General features: G+C 41.0%; 12 protein-coding genes. 7 read left to right on the top strand and 5 right to left on the bottom strand.

Translation table 11 applies throughout. The features are described from left to right. Window positions 1–84 precede the first annotated feature (84 nt). Genes H6G14_RS18020 through H6G14_RS18040 form a run of 5 tightly spaced genes read left to right on the top strand, consistent with a single transcriptional unit; the run spans window position 85 to window position 6,533 of the window. Entirely contained in the window at window positions 85–2,325 is a 2,241-nt protein-coding gene (locus H6G14_RS18020) for an ABC transporter ATP-binding protein (RefSeq protein ID WP_190568709.1), read from the top strand. 34 nt (window positions 2,326–2,359) lie between these two features. Then, the gene (locus H6G14_RS18025; RefSeq protein WP_190568710.1) at window positions 2,360–3,562 is read left to right on the top strand and encodes a glycosyltransferase; all 1,203 of its coding nucleotides are present in this window, start codon (window positions 2,360–2,362) and stop codon (window positions 3,560–3,562) included. Window positions 3,563–3,584: 22 nt separating this feature from the next. Next, a complete protein-coding gene (locus H6G14_RS18030; RefSeq protein ID WP_190568711.1) occupies window positions 3,585–4,559 on the top strand; it encodes a glycosyltransferase family 10 domain-containing protein in 975 nt (324 codons plus the stop codon). A 41-nt stretch (window positions 4,560–4,600) separates the two neighbouring features. Then, complete coding sequence (locus H6G14_RS18035; RefSeq protein ID WP_190568712.1) at window positions 4,601–5,596, top strand: Npun_R2821/Npun_R2822 family protein; 996 nt, start codon at window positions 4,601–4,603, stop codon at window positions 5,594–5,596. A gap of 10 nt (window positions 5,597–5,606) precedes the next feature. After that, complete coding sequence (locus H6G14_RS18040; RefSeq protein WP_190568713.1) at window positions 5,607–6,533, top strand: Npun_R2821/Npun_R2822 family protein; 927 nt, start codon at window positions 5,607–5,609, stop codon at window positions 6,531–6,533. Between the two features lie 52 nt (window positions 6,534–6,585). Here the strand turns inward: H6G14_RS18040 and H6G14_RS18045 are convergent, their stop codons facing one another. From H6G14_RS18045 to H6G14_RS18055, 3 genes are all read right to left on the bottom strand, one after another. After that, a complete protein-coding gene (locus H6G14_RS18045; protein ID WP_190568714.1) occupies window positions 6,586–7,356 on the bottom strand; it encodes a glycosyltransferase family A protein in 771 nt (256 codons plus the stop codon). Between the two features lie 261 nt (window positions 7,357–7,617). Next, a complete protein-coding gene (locus H6G14_RS18050) occupies window positions 7,618–7,989 on the bottom strand; it encodes a hypothetical protein (protein WP_190568715.1) in 372 nt (123 codons plus the stop codon). A 56-nt stretch (window positions 7,990–8,045) separates the two neighbouring features. Further along, on the bottom strand, window positions 8,046–9,764 hold the full coding sequence (locus H6G14_RS18055; protein ID WP_190568734.1) for an AarF/UbiB family protein: 1,719 nt from the start codon (window positions 9,762–9,764) through the stop codon (window positions 8,046–8,048). A gap of 446 nt (window positions 9,765–10,210) precedes the next feature. Between H6G14_RS18055 and H6G14_RS18060 the strand changes: the two genes are divergently transcribed. Next, window positions 10,211–11,302, top strand: a complete 1,092-nt coding sequence (locus tag H6G14_RS18060) for a hypothetical protein (protein ID WP_190568716.1) — start codon at window positions 10,211–10,213, stop codon at window positions 11,300–11,302. 116 nt (window positions 11,303–11,418) lie between these two features. On the opposite strand, the gene H6G14_RS18065 is transcribed toward H6G14_RS18060, so the two are convergent. Next, window positions 11,419–14,019 carry a M1 family metallopeptidase gene (locus H6G14_RS18065; protein WP_190568717.1) on the bottom strand — a complete coding sequence of 867 codons (2,601 nt, stop codon included), beginning with the start codon at window positions 14,017–14,019 and terminating at the stop codon, window positions 11,419–11,421. 556 nt (window positions 14,020–14,575) lie between these two features. Here H6G14_RS18065 and H6G14_RS18070 point away from each other — a divergent pair. Further along, complete coding sequence (locus H6G14_RS18070; protein ID WP_190568718.1) at window positions 14,576–15,538, top strand: phosphatase PAP2 family protein; 963 nt, start codon at window positions 14,576–14,578, stop codon at window positions 15,536–15,538. Between the two features lie 61 nt (window positions 15,539–15,599). Here H6G14_RS18070 and H6G14_RS18075 read toward each other — a convergent pair whose 3' ends face one another. Continuing rightward, entirely contained in the window at window positions 15,600–19,799 is a 4,200-nt protein-coding gene (locus H6G14_RS18075) for a chemotaxis protein CheB (protein WP_190568719.1), read from the bottom strand. Window position 19,800 lies beyond the last annotated feature (1 nt).

Consider the following 19,800-nt stretch of genomic DNA (forward strand, 5'->3'; position numbering starts at 1 on the left):
ATTGCTAGCAAATATAATAAGAAATTAGTGAATGCCTTGATGCTTTATGTTAAAAATGACTCTAGTGTTACCCTCATAAACTAAATGCCTACCAGACGCATCTTACTAAAATTTGCGAAACCCTACCCAGGATTAATTCTACTGACGATAATATTAGGATTTTCTGGAGCTTTATTTAACGGGATTAGTACAGCACTGATTGTACCAGTAATTTTAAGAATAGTAGGACAACCAGTAGACTTAAAAGGCGCTCCGGGGTTGCTCAAAGCGATTATGACTCCATTCGATAATGTGCCAGAAAATTATCGGATTGCCGCAATGGCAGGAGCAATCATCTTGACAATTGCCTTAAAAAATTTAGCCACATATACCAGCACACTATCATCAAGTTCTCTAACTCGCAGGCTGACTGCGGATATGCGAGAGGCAGGCATCGATTTATTACTCAATATTGATATAGACTATTACGCCAAAACCAAAGTTGGTGATTTAATCAATCGTTTGGGAGGTGAAATTGGCCGTGCCGCTAGTTATGTAGGTAATATCATCAAATTAGTTATTGTCAGCGTTACAATTTCCGTTTTTGTCTGTCTATTACTATCAATTTCTTGGCAATTAACTATCATGGCGACAATCTTGCTGTCGCTAGTAACATTAGTTAATCAATTTGCAATTAGCCGTTCTCGTAAGTTTGGCAAGATATTGAGTGAAATGTCGAAAGCCTACTCTATAGCTGTGCTAGAAACTCTCAATGGCATTCGTCTTGTCAAGACCACAGCGAATGAAAGAAAAGAATTTAATAGAATTCAACGACTAATTCGTGAGCGCGAATCCGCAGATTTTAAAGCTCAAATGAACTCCAACGCCATCACTCCCTTAAGTGAATTTTTGGGAGTTACATCTTTGCTGATAATTGTGCTGTTAAGTAAAACTTTTTTCGCTGATCAAATCAGTACACTTTCGGCTGTTCTTTTAACATATCTATTAATATTATTACGTCTGCTACCCCTAGTTTCTCAACTCAATAGCCTCCGGAGTGGCTTTGCTGGTATGAATGCTAGTGTGGATTCAGTAACTGAACTGCTGAGGTTAGATGATAAACCATTTTTAATAAATGGAAAAATTGCCTACAACGGCTTACAAACAGGAATTAATTTTAAATCTGTTTCCTTCACTTACCCTGGTCATGATAAACAGGTACTCAAAGATGTAACTTTAACACTACCCCGTGGCACAACATTAGCACTGGTAGGAGGGTCAGGTGCAGGGAAATCTACCTTGGCAGACTTGTTACCCAGATTTTATGACCCAACTGGTGGCTGTATAACTTTAGATGATGTAGACTTGCGTGAGTTTGATATCACTTCTATACGTAAGTGTATGGGAGTTGTCAGCCAAGATACTTTTCTCTTCAATAATTCAGTGCGAAATAATATTGCCTATGGCAAACAAGAAGCCACAGAAGAAGAGGTTGTAGCAGCTGCTAAACGGGCAAATGCCTACGAATTTATTAGTAAACTGCCCCAACAATTTGATACGATGATTGGCGATCGCGGTGTCATGTTATCGGGAGGACAAAGACAAAGATTAGCGATCGCTCGCGCTCTTTTACAAAACCCTGATATTCTGATTCTCGACGAAGCAACTAGCGCTTTAGACACCGTTTCTGAACGTTTAGTACAAGCAGCGCTAGAAGAACTCAGCCGCGACAGGACAACTCTAGTTATTGCTCACCGTCTGTCTACAGTCCGCAAAGCCGACCAAATCGCTGTCTTGGAGCAAGGAAAAGTTGTAGAGGTGGGAACCCATGAAGAGTTATTACAAAAAGGTGGTTACTATTCACGCCTTTATGGAATGCAGTTTAGCAATAATTCTGAAACGACAAATAAAACCAATCAAAGCTTATTACGAATTTCCCATGAAATCCGTACACGCCTCCACTCCATGATTGGTGTCTTACGCTTGTTATTGGATGATGTTACAAACAATAGCCAAGAACACCAAGAATTGATTCAAGACTCATATAAGTCAGCATTCAAAATCATTAATACTTTAGACATTTTTGAAGATAGTCTACAACAGCAAGTCCATTATTTATCTACGTCACTATTGGAGGATAATCAAAATAACAATACCCTAATCGTACACCTGAAAAATATCAATGAATTTCGGATACAGTTCAACAATATATTAGTCTCCCTGCGGTCATTAACTGATAGCACAGGAGAGTTAGAACAAAGTGAGTATTTATTGTTAAAAGAATCTCTAAATGTATCGATGAATTTACTCGATTGTTTAGAAAATGTTGAAACAGGCATCTTCTAAAACGCTCACAGAATTATTTGCCCTAAAGTAAACAATGAAAAATAAATATATTTTCTATAGTAGAATAATCTCCCAGAAACCAGATACGGCTCACGAAATTCATGATGTTCTTTGTGCTAATGGCGCAGCTAATTTAGGATATGCCTCTGTTTTAGTATATCCAGAACCTAACCGAGGTTCAGGGAATACATTAGATTTACTTAATCCTTTCCAACCAAAACAGCCCGATCAGAATTTTGTAGATTTTTACGATGTGCAAGATAAGCTAAAAGTGGCATCTTTACCAATGCCCTGGCCGATTGATTGTGTAGGGGGTAAATTTACAGCCTCTAGTACAGTGGTAACGCGATATTATTTACCATTTCATCTCCTAAAATATACAAAAATCGTTCACACTAGAGACTGGAACTTTGTCCAAGCAGCAATCAAAAATCGCATTCCCACTATCTACGAACGACACTACTTCCAAAAGGAAAAAGTTCCCAAAGCCATTGTTGAAAGCCCATTTCTACAAGTTGCTGTCACCCAATCAGAAATTATTAGACAAAGTTTGATTGAACAGGGATTTCCCCCAGAAAAAGTTGTTTGGGTACATAACGGATTTGATCAATCATTTTTACTACGACAATCAGAACAAGCCACAGCATGGCGCAAAGAATTACTCAAAGATGAACATCAGTCCCTAGTGGTTTATTCTGGTGCTTTATACCCTTTTAAAGGTATTGATGTTTTAATTGATGCAGCCAAAGAATTACCACAAGTTCAGTTTGCTATTACAGGCGGTAAGACAGAACAAGTGACAGCTTATCAACAATTGGCTAAAGATAAACAAGTAGAAAATGTCAAGTTTCTAGGTTGGATATTGCCTCGCCAACGCTTAGTTAGTCTATTTCAAGCTGCTGATATTTTGGTTCATCCCCACTGTTCTGGCAAATCCGCTAATTTCACCAATCCAGTGAAATTTTTCCAATACATGGCTTCTGGAACTCCCATAGTAATTACAGAAATCCCTCCGTTAATGCTTTTTAAAGATATGCCTTTAGCTGCTGTATGGTGTGAACCGGATAATCCTTACCAACTGGCTAAAGCACTGAAACAAGCATTAGAAATTTATCCGAGACAAATAGAAGGTTACACAAATAATATTGCATTAGCTAAACCATTTTCTTGGGAAAATAGAGCCGAAAAAATCCTCAGTTATGTAGATGAATCTTTTCGTCCGCCACTCATAGCTTAAATTTAAAATTACATTATAAATAATGAATATTGGCTCTATGCACATACAGAAAATTGGCATGATTACCAGCTACCGCAATCTGGCAAAAAGAGCAGATTGGCTGTGGCAACAAACACCCCAACAATTTGGTATTTGGCAAAATATTCAAATACAAGCACTTTCGGAAAAACCAGATTTTCTGTTAATGTATCAATTTGATTTTCCTAAAGATAATCAGCAAACATCTTTGATAGATAAGCTAAAGCGCAAACTACAAAATCCACAAATCAGTGTTGAATCTCTACTCAGGAATGTTCCCAAAGAAAAAATTATTTATCTATTACGCGAACCTCCCCTAGATGAGATTGTAGAAAAAAATAAACGCTACTATCAAGAAGCAAAAAAGTATTGCGGTTATATTTCTGGCCCTGATGATTTTGCCCCTACGCCTGATTATATGCCGGCAATTTGGTATCACAACAACTCATTTCGGGAACTAAATGAAATGCCTGTCCCCGAAAAAGTCTTTCCTTGCAGTTGGATAACTTCTGGTATTAGCCGGACTGTTAACCATCGTCGCCGATTAAAATTTTTGGAATTACTACAAGCTAGCGAAGTTAAGTGTAATGTATATGGACGTGATTTACCTGTATGGGCAAAATCATTAGGAGAATTGGGTAACAAGTGGTATGGAATGGCTCCATATTATTACAACTTATCAATTGAAAATTATGCGGAAAATGATTGGTATGTGAGTGAAAAATTATGGGATGCGCTGTTGGCTTGGTGTTTACCAATTTATTACGGTGGGCCAGCCGCAGATAAGCTATTACCCCCAGGCAGTTTTTTACGCTTACCCAGTTTGGATGAAAAAGGTATCGCTTACATCCAAGAAGTGACGACTACCCCTGATGCTTGGTATGCTGCCAAGGATGCGATCGCCGAAGCCAGACAAATCATCTTACACAAGTTAAACTTGCTCAATTGGTTGTCAGAATTCGTTACTAAATTTTCCTAGACAGTATTTGATAAATTTTATTAATCAACGGTGAGTAATATATGGATGGTATTTGTACCCTTGCAAACGATCGAGTTTACGACCAGTTAATTGCTCTACTTAATAGTATTGAAGCAATCTACGGGACACAAATGCCTGTTTGCATTTATCCCTATGACGACGAGACAACGGAAATTGCTGCGGAAATTGCCCGTCGTCCTCATGTACAGCTTTATGATCATCAAGAGTCAATCAAACAATGGGATGAATTTGTGCGTCGTGTTTGGGATACTCATCCTACAGCTAAAGCACATTGGCAAAAGATTAGTGAGGACAAATATTTTCGAGTTGGTACTCATCGCCGTTTCTGTGCCTTTGATGGGCCTTTTGACCGCTTTGTCTATATGGATGCAGACACATTATTAATGAGTTCCTTAGATGCGGTTTTTCAGCAACTCAATCACTATGATTGGGTAGTTCATGACTTCCAGTATAAAGATTTATCTCATGTTTATAATGTTAATTCTCCCAAATTAAAAGAGTTATTTGCCAAAGAAAAATTACAAACAGAGATATTTTGTTCGGGGTTTTATGCTGCTAAAAAAGGGTTATTTACTGCTGAGAATCGAGAAATTATTCTAGATAAACTGGCTCAGGGAGAGGCTGAAGTCCTTTATGATATGGCTCCTGACCAAACTGTACTTAATTATATGATTATGCGGTTAGGCATTTCTAATTATAATTTCGCTCGCAGTTTATCCAATCAAGAAAAAACTGGTTGTTGTGTAACTTCTCCCCATTTTGAAGTGCGGGATAACATTTTATATGATAAAGGTAATCGACTCACATATATTCATTATATTGGGCTAAGATCAGCTTTGTTTAGACAAGTTTGTGCTGGAGAAAATCTTGACTTTCCCTATAGAGATGTGTTCTTGCATTACCGCTATCTGCATGAACCAAGCCAGCGCCCACAGTTCACAACCAAGCCCAAAGTTATCGAAACTTACCCCAGTCTAGGCAAAAGAATTTTAAAAAAATTAGGTTTAACAGTGTGAGGTGAAGGATATGAGTCGGGGAATTTACATTATAGCTAACGATAAAGTTATTGATCAGGCGATCGCACTACTAAATAGTATCCGATTACATGACGCAGATACGCCAGTTGTGATGATTCCCTATGATGATAATTATCACAAGATAGCAGACATCCTGAAGCAAAACTATGGAGTCCAACTTTATGATGATTTAGCTTTTATAGACCAACTTTCTCAAAGATTACACGAAACTTTTGGTGGGCGCTTTTTTGCCCGTCCTAATCAATTTCGTAAGCAGGCCTGTTGGTTTGGCCCTTTCGACGAATTTCTATATATTGATACTGATATTGTTGTCTTTGAAAAAATCATTGATAATCTTAACTACCTTGAGTCAGCAGATTTCATTTGCTGCGATTATCAACATTCCGGCGGCATAAAAAACGTTTTTACATCTAAAGTTTTAGAAGATAAAGTTTTTACTGAAGCAGAAGTTAAAGATATATTTAATGGCGGGTTTTGGGGTTCTAAAAAAAACTTAATTTCGGCAGATGATTTATTCGCCACTTTTAGCGAGTGTGCAGCCCATCCCGAATATTTTGACTTTTCACAAAAGACTTCTGATCAACCAATCATTAATTATATGTTGCTCAAGCGCATTCCACGGCGGTTCAACATTGTGCGCCGAGAAGGTAAAGCACCAGGTAATTGGGCTGGTTCTGCTCATTTCCAAACTCAAGGTAACTTAGTATTTGACCCTCATATTAATCAACCTTTGCAATATCTGCATTGGGCTGGTATTCGTATTCAACCAGGTTGTCCCTACTGGGAAATATGGGAACATTATCGAAATCTCAATCCTACTTTACCTACATTGGAAATACCTACCCCAGCGAAACAAAGCCAGTGGGAAAAAACTTTAAACCGCATCAAAACTCAATTACGGCAGCTTACAAAGTAGTTGAAATTAAAGCCAAAAAGCTTATAAAGTCGGGCGTTTTGGCTTTAACAATCTATGACAATTGATAAACACCAAACTCTTTTCTAATAGATGAATTTATCGGTCTAAACTTTAGCGCTTCTTTGAGGAGGAAAAATATCTTATTTTTATTTTCATTGTGTATACTTGAGAAACCTTTCTGATAAATATTTTCTCCATTGCCAATAATATAAACAGCGCCGATAAATGGTAGTTCTTCTATTACCAGACCCTTCTTAATCATAAATTCTGGTAATTTTTTATGGGCGATATAAAGATTTACTAAATCTTCAGGATAATCATCATCTTTGCTAGGTAAATTGCAGGTATCAAACTTTAGAATATTACAAGTTCCGCACCAAGAGTGAAAATGTGATTTTCTATAGTAAATAAAAGCACTTTTCTCCTGATAAACATATCCCTTATTCAAATACCAGCCATTAACATTTGGATGCTGATTTGTAAACTCAGCAATACGCCCACTAAGACAATCATCAGCATCAACAATCATGACATGAGTTGGTGAAAAATGCCGGGCATACATCAACCCTTTAATGATTTTTTTTCCTTTATCTTGCCTTTGTTGAAGGATATTGCGATCAGGTATGGGAAAGTCAACTTCAACATAATTAACATGAGGATGGTTAAACTTTATATCCGGCTTTTCATGACAAACAACAACTACTCTAAAGTTAGTATCAGTTTGTTCACAAATTGAGCGGAGGCATCTCTCAAACAGCTGAGAAACATTCTTCCAAGATTTAGCAACTTGTTGGCTTTTTAAAGGTATTACAAAAACAAGCATAAAATTGACTTGTAAGAAATATTACTTGCGAGGGACGGGAACCCAAAATACTGAACTCAATAGAGAGCTTAAACCTGTCATTTCGGTAATAAGTAATTTCCCTATTAAGTAGGTAGAATTAAATAAATATAATATGTTCTACCATCGATTCCCGTAAGTATCGCAATTACATCTTACATTTAATCACGCATAACTACTTACGTATTACCAAATCTTCATCAATTTGTTAAGTACGGATATTGATTTTTGCTAGTCTTCCCCTCAAGTATCTAAGTCTAGTGATTTCATCCCTTGGCGTTCTGCAAAAGTTAACATACTACCTAATTGCAACCAAACTAATAGACAAGTCAGCAAACTGAGAGGTAAACCAATTGCTAAAGCTAGAGAATCAGGAAAGCCAAATATTTCTAAACCAGAGGATAAAAATAAACAAGTACCGCTTGTTATTCCTATAAAAGGTACAGACAAAAGTTTTTTTAATGACGAACTAGCTTGAGAATTTTCGGCGCTATTGATTTGCCACTTTTGTACTACTAATTTCAGTGTCCCAGATAAGGCAATACCGGAAGTTACTGCTACAAATAGACCTAAAAGTAGTAAGAAATAGGGCGGTTGCAAAGGATAATAGTACATGAAAACTCCCCATGAAAATTAACGAAATTTTTTAAAAAGGTGAGAAAAGTTGATTTTTAATTTTTTGATTGGGATTCATCCAAGAATGCAAAAGTTGTTGCTTTAGGTAAAATAGCGGCAACTCCTTCTCTAGATAAATCTGTCAACAAACCGATCGCCACATTTAATATGCGATTTGGTTGGAGGTCATCTTTCACCAAAGACCACAGACGTTGGACTTCTTCTGTGTGCAAGCGGTCATCTTCTGTCAGCGCTAACACTAACTGGCGGCGGAGAAATTGACCTTCATCAGACAAGAGAAATTGCAAACCCATTCTGGCTGTGGGTAACACATCAAAATTGTTATCACTGCGAGCGATCGCAATCAAATTTTCCAAGCGTTGCCACTGAAATCTACCATCTTTGAATAGCACATTCAGCAACCGCCTTCTTAATTCGGGAGATTCTCCAGTTAGTAAGCGTCTGGCTACGTAAGGATAACCCACATCCACAATTTTAAAATTGCGATTGAGACTCAGTGCAATCCCTTCTTGTGTCACCAGGGAACGAATAATTAAAGCAAACTTGGCAGGAACTCGAAATGGATACTCATACATCAGTTCCGAGAACTGATCTGTGATGGTTTTAAAGTTAAAATCGCTGACATTTTTACCAATGGCATTTCCTAGCACTGTTTCCAATGCCGGAATAATGGGGGCAATATTGGTATCGGCAGTCAGAAAGCCTAAATTGACAAAATCTAAGGCTAAATCGCTATAGTCTTTGTTGACTAGATGCACTAGTGCATCTACCAGATTTTCTTTACTGCTTTCTTCCAACTGATCCATCATGCCAAAGTCGATATAAGCCATACGACCGTCAGGCATGGCAAACAAATTACCTGGGTGGGGATCGGCGTGGAAAAAGCCGTACTCTAGCAATTGTTGTAAACCTGAGGTGACACCAATCCGAATAATGTCTTCTGGGTCTAAACCTGCTTGGCGAATACTGGTGGTATCTGTGAGCTTAAAGCCGTTAATCCACTCTAAAGTTAAAACTCGACTACTGGTAAAACGCCAATAAATACAGGGGACTTTGACTTGAGGGTCATTGCGGAAGTTGTGAGCAAATTTTTCTGCGTTGCGACCTTCATTGAGGTAGTCAATTTCCTCAAATAACTTAGTGCCGAACTCATCCACAATCAAGGTCAAATCATGACCAAGATTCAGTGGTAGCCAAGGTGCTAACCAACTAGCAGCCCAGCGCATGAGATAAAGGTCAAGGGTGAGAGTGGGGCGCAGATGAGGGCGTTGTACCTTAACAGCGACTTCCTCACCACTGAGTAAGCGTCCTCGGTAGACTTGACCTAAACTAGCTGCTGCAACTGGAGTTGGTGAAAGCTCACTATATATATCTGATATGGGTCGATCCAACTCAGATTCGATAATGTGATAAGCGATCGCATTATCAAAAGCTGGCAATTGGTCTTGCAGCTTGATGAGTTCTTCTAGGAAATCCTTACGTATGAGGTCTGGTCTAGTGGAGAGAGCTTGACCGACCTTAATAAATGTGGGACCTAAACGGGTAAGTAGTTCTCGCAACTGGGTAGCTCGTTTTCCCTTGTTCTGCTCTACTTGATTTTGCCATTCATCCCACTTCAAACCCAAAATAAACGTGGCAAAAGACCAAGTTATTTTGAATAGCCGTCCCCATGCTAGCCAGGGACGAAAACGATAGTAACGAGCGATCGCATCGGGATTGTAGCGCTTTAGCTGACCAGGTTGATACTGACCCACGCCTTTGTCTGCCTCTTCTTCTGGGAAATTTACAGTGTCCTTTTGTGTGTTGACCCGCAAGTTGTTTGCTAGTCGAAGGTAAGGGTAGTTTTCTGTGAAAAAAAACTATTAATCTTGATTTTTGGGCTTGTTCGCGGCTATGCTAGCTTATTGAACAACCCAGATATTTCTATCTTTTTATTAATTATACTTTATAAAACTACAACTTCTTCACTGTTATTTACAACCTTAGTCTGGGAAGACTATCTCCAAGTTATATTTTTTACGCACTCCGCAGACACATATCATCATTGGTATGCAGACAAATCGCTGATTCTAGTTTCCTAAATATACATACCAATGTGTTAGCTAAACAGTCGAAAAAGACGACTATCACATGAGTTTTGCTGCTTAGTGCGTAAGTTATAGCTTAGTTCCCTTGATCAACTTCTCTAGGCTAGATTCTGATGAAATTGTTTTCTCTCTGGAAATACCGCAAGCGTCAATTACGTATATTTGCGGTAATAATAAGTATTGGATTGACTATTTTCTCTACAACATCAGCTACTAATAGTCAAACAGTTACAAGAGACCCTTGGTTATGGCCATTTTCCACCACATCAATTTGGAATATGCCCATAGGCTCAGACGCTAAATATATCCCAGCAAACATTCAAAAGGCTGGTTGGTTTGGCCCGGATCGAGAGTATTTTTACAAGTTAAAAGCTAGTGATCCTTTACGTCCTGTTTATTCTCCTGGTAGCTGGACTAAAAGGTGTGCTGGTACGAATTATATGAACATATCTCTACCTGTTCCCAATAGTTTAATCATTCCCGACGCTACCTTGACTCCCTATAGTACGCCGAACAATGCCTCCGCTTTTTTGATGCCAGATGGTAAAACTTTAGTACAGCTTGAGCCGTTAGCTCGATGTCAAAAGGGCGGGCCGATTTATGGTTGGCGCTATTACCCTGATTTGAGTTTATCTGGTCAAGGCATAGGTGGAGCGCATTTCGGATCTGGACTTTCTTCTATTGGCGGTTCAATTCGTAGAGGCGAACTGACTAATGATCTACCAATTCGCCACGCCATCAAGTTTGTCCTATGGGGGAAAAAATACTTCTATTATTCCAGTAGTCTTCCTGGGTATCGCTGGCCAGCAGACCGAGCTGACAACGCCGCCGCCACTAATTATGGTGGAAAAAACCCTGCTTTTGTACAAGGAACCCTACTAGCAATTCCGCCATCTGTTACTGAGTCGAGTCTGCAATTACAAACTCCAGTTGGCAAAAAGCTTTTTCGTGCATTACAAAATTACGGTGCTTATGTTGTTGATGATGCTGGATGGGACGGTCATTATATAGCAGTAGAAAAAGGAGTTCCAGAAGAGTTTAAAACAAAATATGGTTACAGTTTCGAGGCTTCATCTGGTACTTTTTACAACGACATCATGAAGCTATATCAGGCAGTTTACATCGTGGATAACAATAGCCCGACTAGCATAGGTGGAGGTGGTGCTACAAGACGCGCACCTCTAGCTCCACCATTACCAAGCTAGATAAGCTATGACCCTTGTATGGTTTGTTGACAGTTGATGGTTAACTGTCAACTGTCAACCTTCAACTGTCAACAGCCAACACGAAAAACTGTGCAATTTAAACCAAAGACATCTGATTATTGTTTAACAGTCTGAGATTTAGCCTCTAGATTTTCTAGACGGCTTTTGAGTTCTTGGTTTTGTTGTTTGAGTTGGTCAAGTTCCTCGCGTAATTTTCGTAAAGCGTTGTCTGTGCCGATGTTTTTCTGCACATTAGCCAGTTCTTCTTCGGCGAAACGGCGCACACGGCCATCGGCTGTTTGGTCTGCGAGCGATCGCAATACTCCCATCGCCTTTGGTGTCTCCATTTGCCCTAAAGCGGCGACAACAGACATCAGGGTTAAAAAGAAGTTTTCTTTGGATAGTTCCCCTAGCCGGGCAATAATTCGTTCTAAATTCACCGGAGTTTGACCGGGGGAAATTTTGCCTAATGCCCGAATTGCCGCTAGGCGTAATGGTTGGGGTACACCGAGTTTGGTGTATTCAAGGATCAAATCTAACGCCGCTTCCGAGGTTTTGAGTTCAGCTAAACCGCCGATTGCCCCACTGCGAACTACTTCATTCCAACCAGCCCTTTCTTCTAAAACCGATTGCAGAAGCTTGATGGCCTTTTCTTCTTTGGATTTGTCATCAAAATTAATGGCAGCGATCGCACCTAAAGCCAGACAAGCTGCCGCCTCTACGTAGTAACTAGCATCACCATCTTTGACTACACCTTTGACAGCTTTATAACTAGGGCGAGTTTTAATTGTTGCTAGTGCTTGCACCACTGCCCGCCGCACATAAGCACTTTTATCTGCCAAACCCTCTACTAGTCCATCAAAGGCTTGGTCTAGCTTAATTTCTGCCAACTGTTTCGCCACTTCTACCCGGACACCCCAGAATGGTTCATTTTTCAGAGATGCTGCTAAGGCTTTAGTCGCTTCTAATCCGCCTTTTTTCGCCAAAGCCGCCGCCGCATATATGCGCGAAATTGGATCTGGGTCAGATGCCAACTGTGCTTTTAACTCTGGGATGGGATATTCTAAAGACACAGTTTTCAACCAATGATTCCCCACATCAAAGCTGATGAAATCTGGCTTATCTGTAAGTGGGAAATAAAAACTTTGTTCCCGTTCATGCACCCGCACCGTGAAAGTTTGCAGTTTTGCTGGTGTTTCTGTTTGGTTATAGCCAAAACCAATGGGGATTCTCAGGTCAAATACATCTTTAGCCTTATCTGCGGGGACTTGGGTTTGGGTGACTGTCACCTTAGCTAACTTCGCTTCCCCATCCCAAGAATAAGCCACTTTAAAATCAGGATGACCACCGCGATAAACGTATTGGTCAAATAGGAAAGCTAGATTGCGCCCGGTAGCCTTTTCAATTGCTCGGAGTAAATCTATTGTCTCTACAGTTTTGTGGGCATTATCCTGGACAAAGGTTTGCATTGCCTGCCAAAATAAGTCCTCTCCCAATTCCGCCCGAATCATGTGATAAACACAAGACCCTTTTTCGTAGGTGTGGCGGTCATAAAGTTCAATGGCTTCTCGATAAACGTGGGTTACCATCGGTCGGCGGTAGCGTCCGCTATCTTCACTCAAGTAACTCCGGGCTTCTAATAAGCGGTAATATGCGGCTTCTTCGGCGCTATATTCCTGTTCAGTCCACATCACTTCCGAGTAGGAAGCCATCCCTTCCTTAATCCAAGCGTGAGACCAATGTTTAATAACTAGCAAATCACCAAACCATTGGTGGGCTAGTTCGTGAACCACCAAACTTTCAGTATTGCGGTTATCTAAGGCGGCGCGTTCGTCTAACAAACATCGGTCAGTTAATAAGGTAGTGGAAGTATTTTCCATACCCCCAAAGATAAAGTCACTAACGCACACTTGGGCATACTTGGGGAAAGCGTAGGCATAACCATACTTCTCACTCAAAAACTCAATCATTCTCGGAGTTTTGCCCATGCTGCGTTTAGCATCGGCCTCTCGTCCCTTTTCTACATAATAGGTGACTGGTTTACCACGCCATTCATCCCGAATTTCTGCAAAGTCTGCCACAGCCAGAGTCATCAAGTAGGTAGGATGAATTTGTTGCTGTGACCAGTGATAGATTTTATGTTTGCCATCTTCTTGAGTATCAATCAGTTCGCCATTAGAAATTGCCATCAGAGATTTGGGAACACGCACCCGAATTTCCGAAGTAGAAAGCTGTCCTGGGTAGTCGAAACAGGGGAACCAGAAGCGCGAGTCTTCATCTTCGCCTTGAGTCCAAACTTGAACGGTTTTATTCGGGTAGTGTGAATCTGGTTGAATAAAGTAGATACCGCGCTGGGGCTTTTCCACAGCATAGGCGATCGCTATCAATATCCGTTTGCCAATCTCGGTTGGTTGAGATAGTTGAATTACCAACTGTTCGCCATCATAATCAAAGTTCTGCTCTACCTCATCCACCTGTACAGATTGAATTTGCAAGTTAACCGCATCCAAAGTTAAGCGATCTATACCGTTGCGGATAGGCAATAAACGAATACTACAACTACCTGCGTAACTTTGCTGAGGAATATCTAAGTTCAAATCGAGAAAAATATGCTCTACTTGTCCGGGGCGATCGGGGTTATAGTGTGGTCTAGCTCCGGGTAGTTCAAATGATTTATGTCCGTTACTATCTTGGTCAAAAGAATAAGAGTGTGGCATTGATGCTAACTGACCTTTTTATTTTGAAGATTTTAACTGAGTATATTTTTCAAAAATAGCGCTATTTGGTAGATTTCCCAAATCTAGCAATTAAAAGTGTCTACCTACAAGCAAAGTCTTGATTGTTTCAGTATGTATCCTGGTGGCTAAATTTGTGCATTATATTGGGATGCAATTAAACGCAAATAAACGCGGATGGACGCGGATGGAATTTCGGTTACTGCACACATTTAGTTGTGTCAGTCCAGCAGGTTGTGTTAGGTCAGCCTTACACTTATACCAATTCTCCAAAATCAATTAACACACCCAAACCTTAAAACCCAGAGCAAATCTGACTTTCTTAATTTTGAATTTTGAATTGGTAAGCTATTCTGCTTTTAAGTTGCATAATCAATCGTGAAGGCTGTTAACAGTCAACAGTCAACAGTCAACAGTCAACAGCCCTTATTAGTGGTTATGTAATTTAGGCGTGCATTAGCTTATTAGTCCCTTTTTTTGAATTGTTAATGTCGCTAGAATTAGGAGACAAAACTATAGTTTTGAATCTTCTGGCAAAATGTTATTACAGGAATCGCTGAAATCTCAAACTAAAGATGATTATCGTCATTTATCTGATGAATACTCTTTGATTCGAGCGGTACATACTGCTGTTAAGGGTAGAGCCAGATTTAAGGTGAAGGGGTTGCGTGGTTCCCAGGAGCTTAAACGATATATCGAATTACGCTTATTAAAGATAGATATCATTACCCAAGTGGGTGCTAATCATTTCACGGGTAATGTATTGGTGATGTTTCGCCCCAATTTTAGCTTAGAAGGTATTGCCTCTCTCCTACAAAATATTGTTTTGGACTATAGAAGAGTCTCGGTTAATATCAGCCCAATTGCACAGTCAAGCACACAGAGCATCATACCACCGCAATTAGAGAATCTCAACACTCAAGTTATTCTTGCAGCCGCTACAGCCACTACCTTTGCTTTTAGCGCCGGACTGTTATTTAAATATGGTCTAGACGAAAGCATTTTGCAAGAACTTCAGAGGCTGCACAATCCCCTGCTTGACCAGATGATGCAGTCCATCACGTTTTTGGGCGAACCGCTATCTTTTTTATTAATTTCTTCAGGGTTCGGTTCTTATCTCTGGCGCTATCATCGCCGTCGAGAAGCAACAGGTTTGGGTATGGCTACGGTAGGTGCAGTAGGTCTAAATTTCCTGTTAAAAGAGCTTTTTGGTAGAGCGCGTCCAGCATTGTGGGATTATATTGTCAATGCAGTCCACTATAGCTTTCCTAGTGGTCATGCAATGGTTTCCACCGCAGTTTACGGTTACATCGGCTATGTTTTAGCCAAAGAATTTCCCCAATGGCGCAAGCAGATTTTAGCCTCAACGGCTACTTTAATTTTGTCCATAGGTTTTAGTCGGCTTTATTTAGGTGTACATTGGCCTACTGACGTGTTGGCTGGTTATGCAACAGGTTTATTGTGGTTAATTGTCTGCATTGTTTACTTAGAAAATTGCTGAGTTAGGATTTTTGCAAGCTTCCCTACCCCCCTACACCCTACACCCCTATACCCCTATACCCCTACACCCCCCTAACCCTTCCCGCCAAGGAAGCAACTAAAGAAATTAATTGATAGGGTTCGATGGGTTTAGCAAGGTGCATCTGAAACCCTGCGGCTAAAGCCTGTGTATATTCTGCATAGCCTGCATAGGCTGTTAGGGCGGCGGCGGGAATCTGCCCCCCAAGTTCTGGACTCAGCGCTCTGACTTGGCGAATCAGTGCGTAACCATCTTCTCCGGGTAAACCGATGTCAGACAGGAGGATGTCGTAGCCGTGGGGATTTGCCACCAGGGTTGATAGTGCGGCGTTAGCTGATGCAACGGTTGTTACTTCCACGCCGTATTCTTCCAGTACTAATTTGAATAACAGGCGGATATCTGGTTCGTCATCTACCACAAGAACCCGCAGTCCTGCGAGAGAGGAAATATTATCGGTTGATAATTCGGTTCTGTTTGTGGCAGCTAATGAATCGCTGGTGTTCATTACAGACACCTCGCCTTGAATAGTTTGTAGCGGTAAGCGAATTGTAAAGGTTGCACCTTGCCCTGTACCTTGGCTTTCTGCTGTTACTGTACCGCCGTGGAGTTCTACTAAATGGCGGACAATGGAAAGCCCTAAGCCTAAACCAGTGTTGGAGCGGGTTCTACTGCCATCTGCTTGGCGGAATCGGTCAAAAATGAAGGGGAGAAAGTCTGGGCTGATACCTTGACCAGTATCGCTGATTTGAATTTGCGCGTGTAAATCTGTGTACTCTAATGTGATATCTATTCTGCCTCTGACTGGGGTGAATTTGATGGCGTTAGACAGTAAATTCCAAATCACCTGCTGTAAACGAATTGGATCACCCACGATTGTTGTGTGTGTGGGATCTAAGTGGGTTTCAATATGAATATTTTTGGCTTCTGCTGCTAGACGGACGACGGCGATCGCTGCTTCAATTATTGGTATCAGTTCAACTATCTGAGCATCCATCCGCAGCCTACCAGAGCTAATGCGGGAAACATCTAACAAATCACTGATGAGGCGCGCTTGGGCTTGAGCGCTGCGCTCGATGGCTTCTAAACCCTGATTAACTGTATCTGCGTCCATTTGGTGCATACGTAGCAAACTTGCCCAACCAAGCATGGAATTGAGGGGATTTCGCAACTCGTGGGAAAGAATTGATAAAAACTCATCTTTGGCGCGGTTGGCTGTCTCAGCTGCTTCACGGGCTGACTTTTCTTGTGTGAGTAGTTGTGTCCGTTCTGCTTCTAATTGCTTCTGTTGGGTGATATCTTCAATGAGCAGCAGAATTAATTGCGTATCATCGATTTGCGGCATTTTCCGGGCATTGAGCCGTAAAGTTTTGTATCCGAGTTGCTCGAAGTTATGGCCTACTTCAATATCTTGGAAGGGGGCAATATTGGGAAGAATCTCTTCTAAGAGCGATCGCAATTGGGGAATATTCCATTGTCCATTACCTACGTCAAATATCTGGCGTTGTTCTGTTTCTGGGGGCTGAATCTGGAATGTCTCGTAGAAAGACCGATTAGCCCGCACTACCCGTAAATTTAGATCCAACACCACCAAGGATTCCCGCACCGTATCGACAATGGCTTCGGCATAATCGCGGGATGCTCTCAGTTGTTCAGCACTGCGTTTAAGCGCGTCAATGTCAACCAATACCACAACAGCACCGTCAATTTTGTTGTCCATTGTGCGGTAGGGACGGATGCGTAAATCATACCAATGCCCCTCGTTGTCTTGTACTTCTTGCACTTTAAAGGTGAGGGTGCTGATCACTTCTTGAATTTGCTGTTCTAAGTCAGAAATATTTAAATTGTGATTAATATCACTTAATGGTCGTCCTATATCTGTGGGAATCAGGTTATAGATTCTCTCTGCTGTTGGGGTAAAGCGCCGAATTCGCAAATCACCGCCCAACATGAGGATGGGAATATTGATACTACTGAGGAGATTTTGTAAATCATTGCTGACCTGAGTTGATTCTATATTTCGCCGTTGTAGTTCGTCGTTAATTGTGTTTAATTCTTCATTGGTGGCTTGAATTTCTTCTTTAGCCGTTTCTAGTTCTTCATTAGTGCTTTGCAGCTCTTCGTTACTAGAGAGAATCTCCTCGTTAGCGGCTCTCAGGTCTTGATTTGTGGCTTGCTGTTCTTCAATAATTGACTGCAAATACTCTTTAGTACTGGATAACTCCTGTTTGAGTTGGTTAATCTCCTGCTCGTTATTAGTTTGTTTTTGTTGCCGAGTATCATCTCCAGCCACCTCTAACATAGAAGTTTCTGCCCCTGGCATCTCTGCAAACATAACTAAAAAATAGCGTTCTGTTCTGCCTGGAGCTTTAAACGGCACAACATCGAATTTTATCAGCTTGACTTGCTCGTTATCTTTAATTAATAAGCCTTCTTTTTTGACAGCAATTCCCCGCTTTTTGGCTTGGTGGATAGCAGTGCGTAGTTCTAGCCGTAATTCTGCTTTCGCCATCTTCAGCAGATTAAAGCTGGGTCTACCGGGTGGCGGTTGTAGATAAGCACTAGTTTGTCCGCGAAACTGGACAATTTCCAAATCATTATCAATGATTACACCCACTGGAGCATATTGACTCAAAACAATTCGGTCAGCCTCTTTCTGCATCTGCAAATCATTCCAACCATCTTCGTTAACTGGTGGTTGGGGTTTGGCTGGTTCTGTAGGATAATGACTAGTTAATAAATCCATCCCCAGCCTAGCAGGAGCCATTTTGCGCGCATAAATTTTATGCTTTCTGTCAACCAATCCAAACAAATCGCTAAACTCGCCTACTGTTTCGGAAGTACCGAGCATTAAAAAGCCAGTTGATTTCAGCCCATAGTGGAACATGGGAATCAACTTTTTCTGTACAGTGGCTCCTAGATAAATTAGAACATTGCGACAGCTAATCAAATCGAGCCGAGAAAATGGCGGTTCGCTAATGAGATTTTGTCTGGCAAAGACACACAATTCCCGGACTGGTTTGCTGATTTGATAGCCACCTTCCACCGGCACAAAAAAGCGCTGTAGGCGTGCTGGTAAAACATCTAAAATTTGGCTATGCTTGTAAATACCGATTCTCGCTTTCTCAATTGCTACCTCATTAATATCTGTAGCAAAAATCTGCACAGTTGTATTAATAGATTGATTAGACAAATATTCCAGTAAGCATATAGCAATGGAGTAGGCTTCCTCACCAGTAGAACACCCCGCTACCCAGACACGAATGGGTTTGTCGGGAGTTTGATCTCTGCTAATAATCTGCGGAAATACAGTAGTTTTTAAAGCTTCAAATACTTCTGGATCTCGGAAGAAATTGGTGACGGTGATTAGCACATCTTGATACAGTGCTTTCACTTCCGCCGGATTTTCCTGAAGATAACGCACATAATCCTCTAAGCTTTCCAGCTTATATAGAATCATCCGTCTGAGGATGCGCCGCTTCAATGTGGTTTGCTTGTAGTAATTAAAATCAACTCCTTTAGCAGCTTTGAGCAGATTGAAAATGGCTTGGAGAGCATTCCCACTTTCTGGCATGATTTCAAATGATTTGTCTGGAGTTGCTGGATTGATATAAGGATGACGGCTAATTTTTGCCAACTCCTGGGCGATCGCTTCTGGTGCCAAAATAAAGTCTACACTACCAGAAGCTACAGCAGTATTTGGCATACTACTAACTCTTGCTGATTCCTGACACTGAGCAAAGGTAATCCCTCCAGCCGCCTTGATTGCTTCCAGCCCTCTGGTACCATCGCCATCACCCCCTGACAACACCACAGCAATAGCTTTGCTTCCCCTTTCCTCCGCTAAGGAAAAGAAGAAAGTATCAATTGACATCACTTGTCCGCGAGTCTTCTTACGGGGACTCAAATGCAAAGTCCCTTGAGAAATGGTCATCATGCTATTGGGAGGAATTACGTACACATGATTTGGTTCTACAACCATCCCATTCTGTACTTCTACCACGGGCATTTGAGTTGTCCGAGACAGAATCTCACTCAACCAACTTTTTTGCTCTGGGCCTAAGTGCTGAATCAACACAAACCCCATCCCTGTATCGGTTGGCAAATTGCTGAGTAATTCTGTGAATGCTTCTAAACTTCCCGCAGAACCCCCCATTCCCACAATAGGAAATAATTCATTTTCATTCCCCTGTTGCTCTTCATCAGGGGTATTAGACTGGGATTTTTTCGACTGCCTAGCATTCATT

It is taken from the genome of Nostoc parmelioides FACHB-3921 (assembly GCF_014696625.1).
Taxonomy (GTDB): Bacteria; Cyanobacteriota; Cyanobacteriia; order Cyanobacteriales; family Nostocaceae; genus Trichormus; species Trichormus parmelioides.

What these genes read in the sequence shown, in the direction of transcription:
- H6G14_RS18020 (WP_190568709.1), top strand. Translation starts at nt 85, where the DNA reads ATGCCTACCAGACGCATCTTACTAAAATTTGCGAAACCCTACCCAGGA.
- H6G14_RS18025 (WP_190568710.1), top strand. Translation starts at nt 2,360, where the DNA reads ATGAAAAATAAATATATTTTCTATAGTAGAATAATCTCCCAGAAACCA.
- H6G14_RS18030 (WP_190568711.1), top strand. Translation starts at nt 3,585, where the DNA reads ATGAATATTGGCTCTATGCACATACAGAAAATTGGCATGATTACCAGC.
- H6G14_RS18035 (WP_190568712.1), top strand. Translation starts at nt 4,601, where the DNA reads ATGGATGGTATTTGTACCCTTGCAAACGATCGAGTTTACGACCAGTTA.
- H6G14_RS18040 (WP_190568713.1), top strand. Translation starts at nt 5,607, where the DNA reads ATGAGTCGGGGAATTTACATTATAGCTAACGATAAAGTTATTGATCAG.
- H6G14_RS18045 (WP_190568714.1), bottom strand. Translation starts at nt 7,356, where the DNA reads ATGCTTGTTTTTGTAATACCTTTAAAAAGCCAACAAGTTGCTAAATCT.
- H6G14_RS18050 (WP_190568715.1), bottom strand. Translation starts at nt 7,989, where the DNA reads ATGTACTATTATCCTTTGCAACCGCCCTATTTCTTACTACTTTTAGGT.
- H6G14_RS18060 (WP_190568716.1), top strand. Translation starts at nt 10,211, where the DNA reads ATGAAATTGTTTTCTCTCTGGAAATACCGCAAGCGTCAATTACGTATA.
- H6G14_RS18065 (WP_190568717.1), bottom strand. Translation starts at nt 14,019, where the DNA reads ATGCCACACTCTTATTCTTTTGACCAAGATAGTAACGGACATAAATCA.
- H6G14_RS18070 (WP_190568718.1), top strand. Translation starts at nt 14,576, where the DNA reads ATGTTATTACAGGAATCGCTGAAATCTCAAACTAAAGATGATTATCGT.
- H6G14_RS18075 (WP_190568719.1), bottom strand. Translation starts at nt 19,799, where the DNA reads ATGAATGCTAGGCAGTCGAAAAAATCCCAGTCTAATACCCCTGATGAA.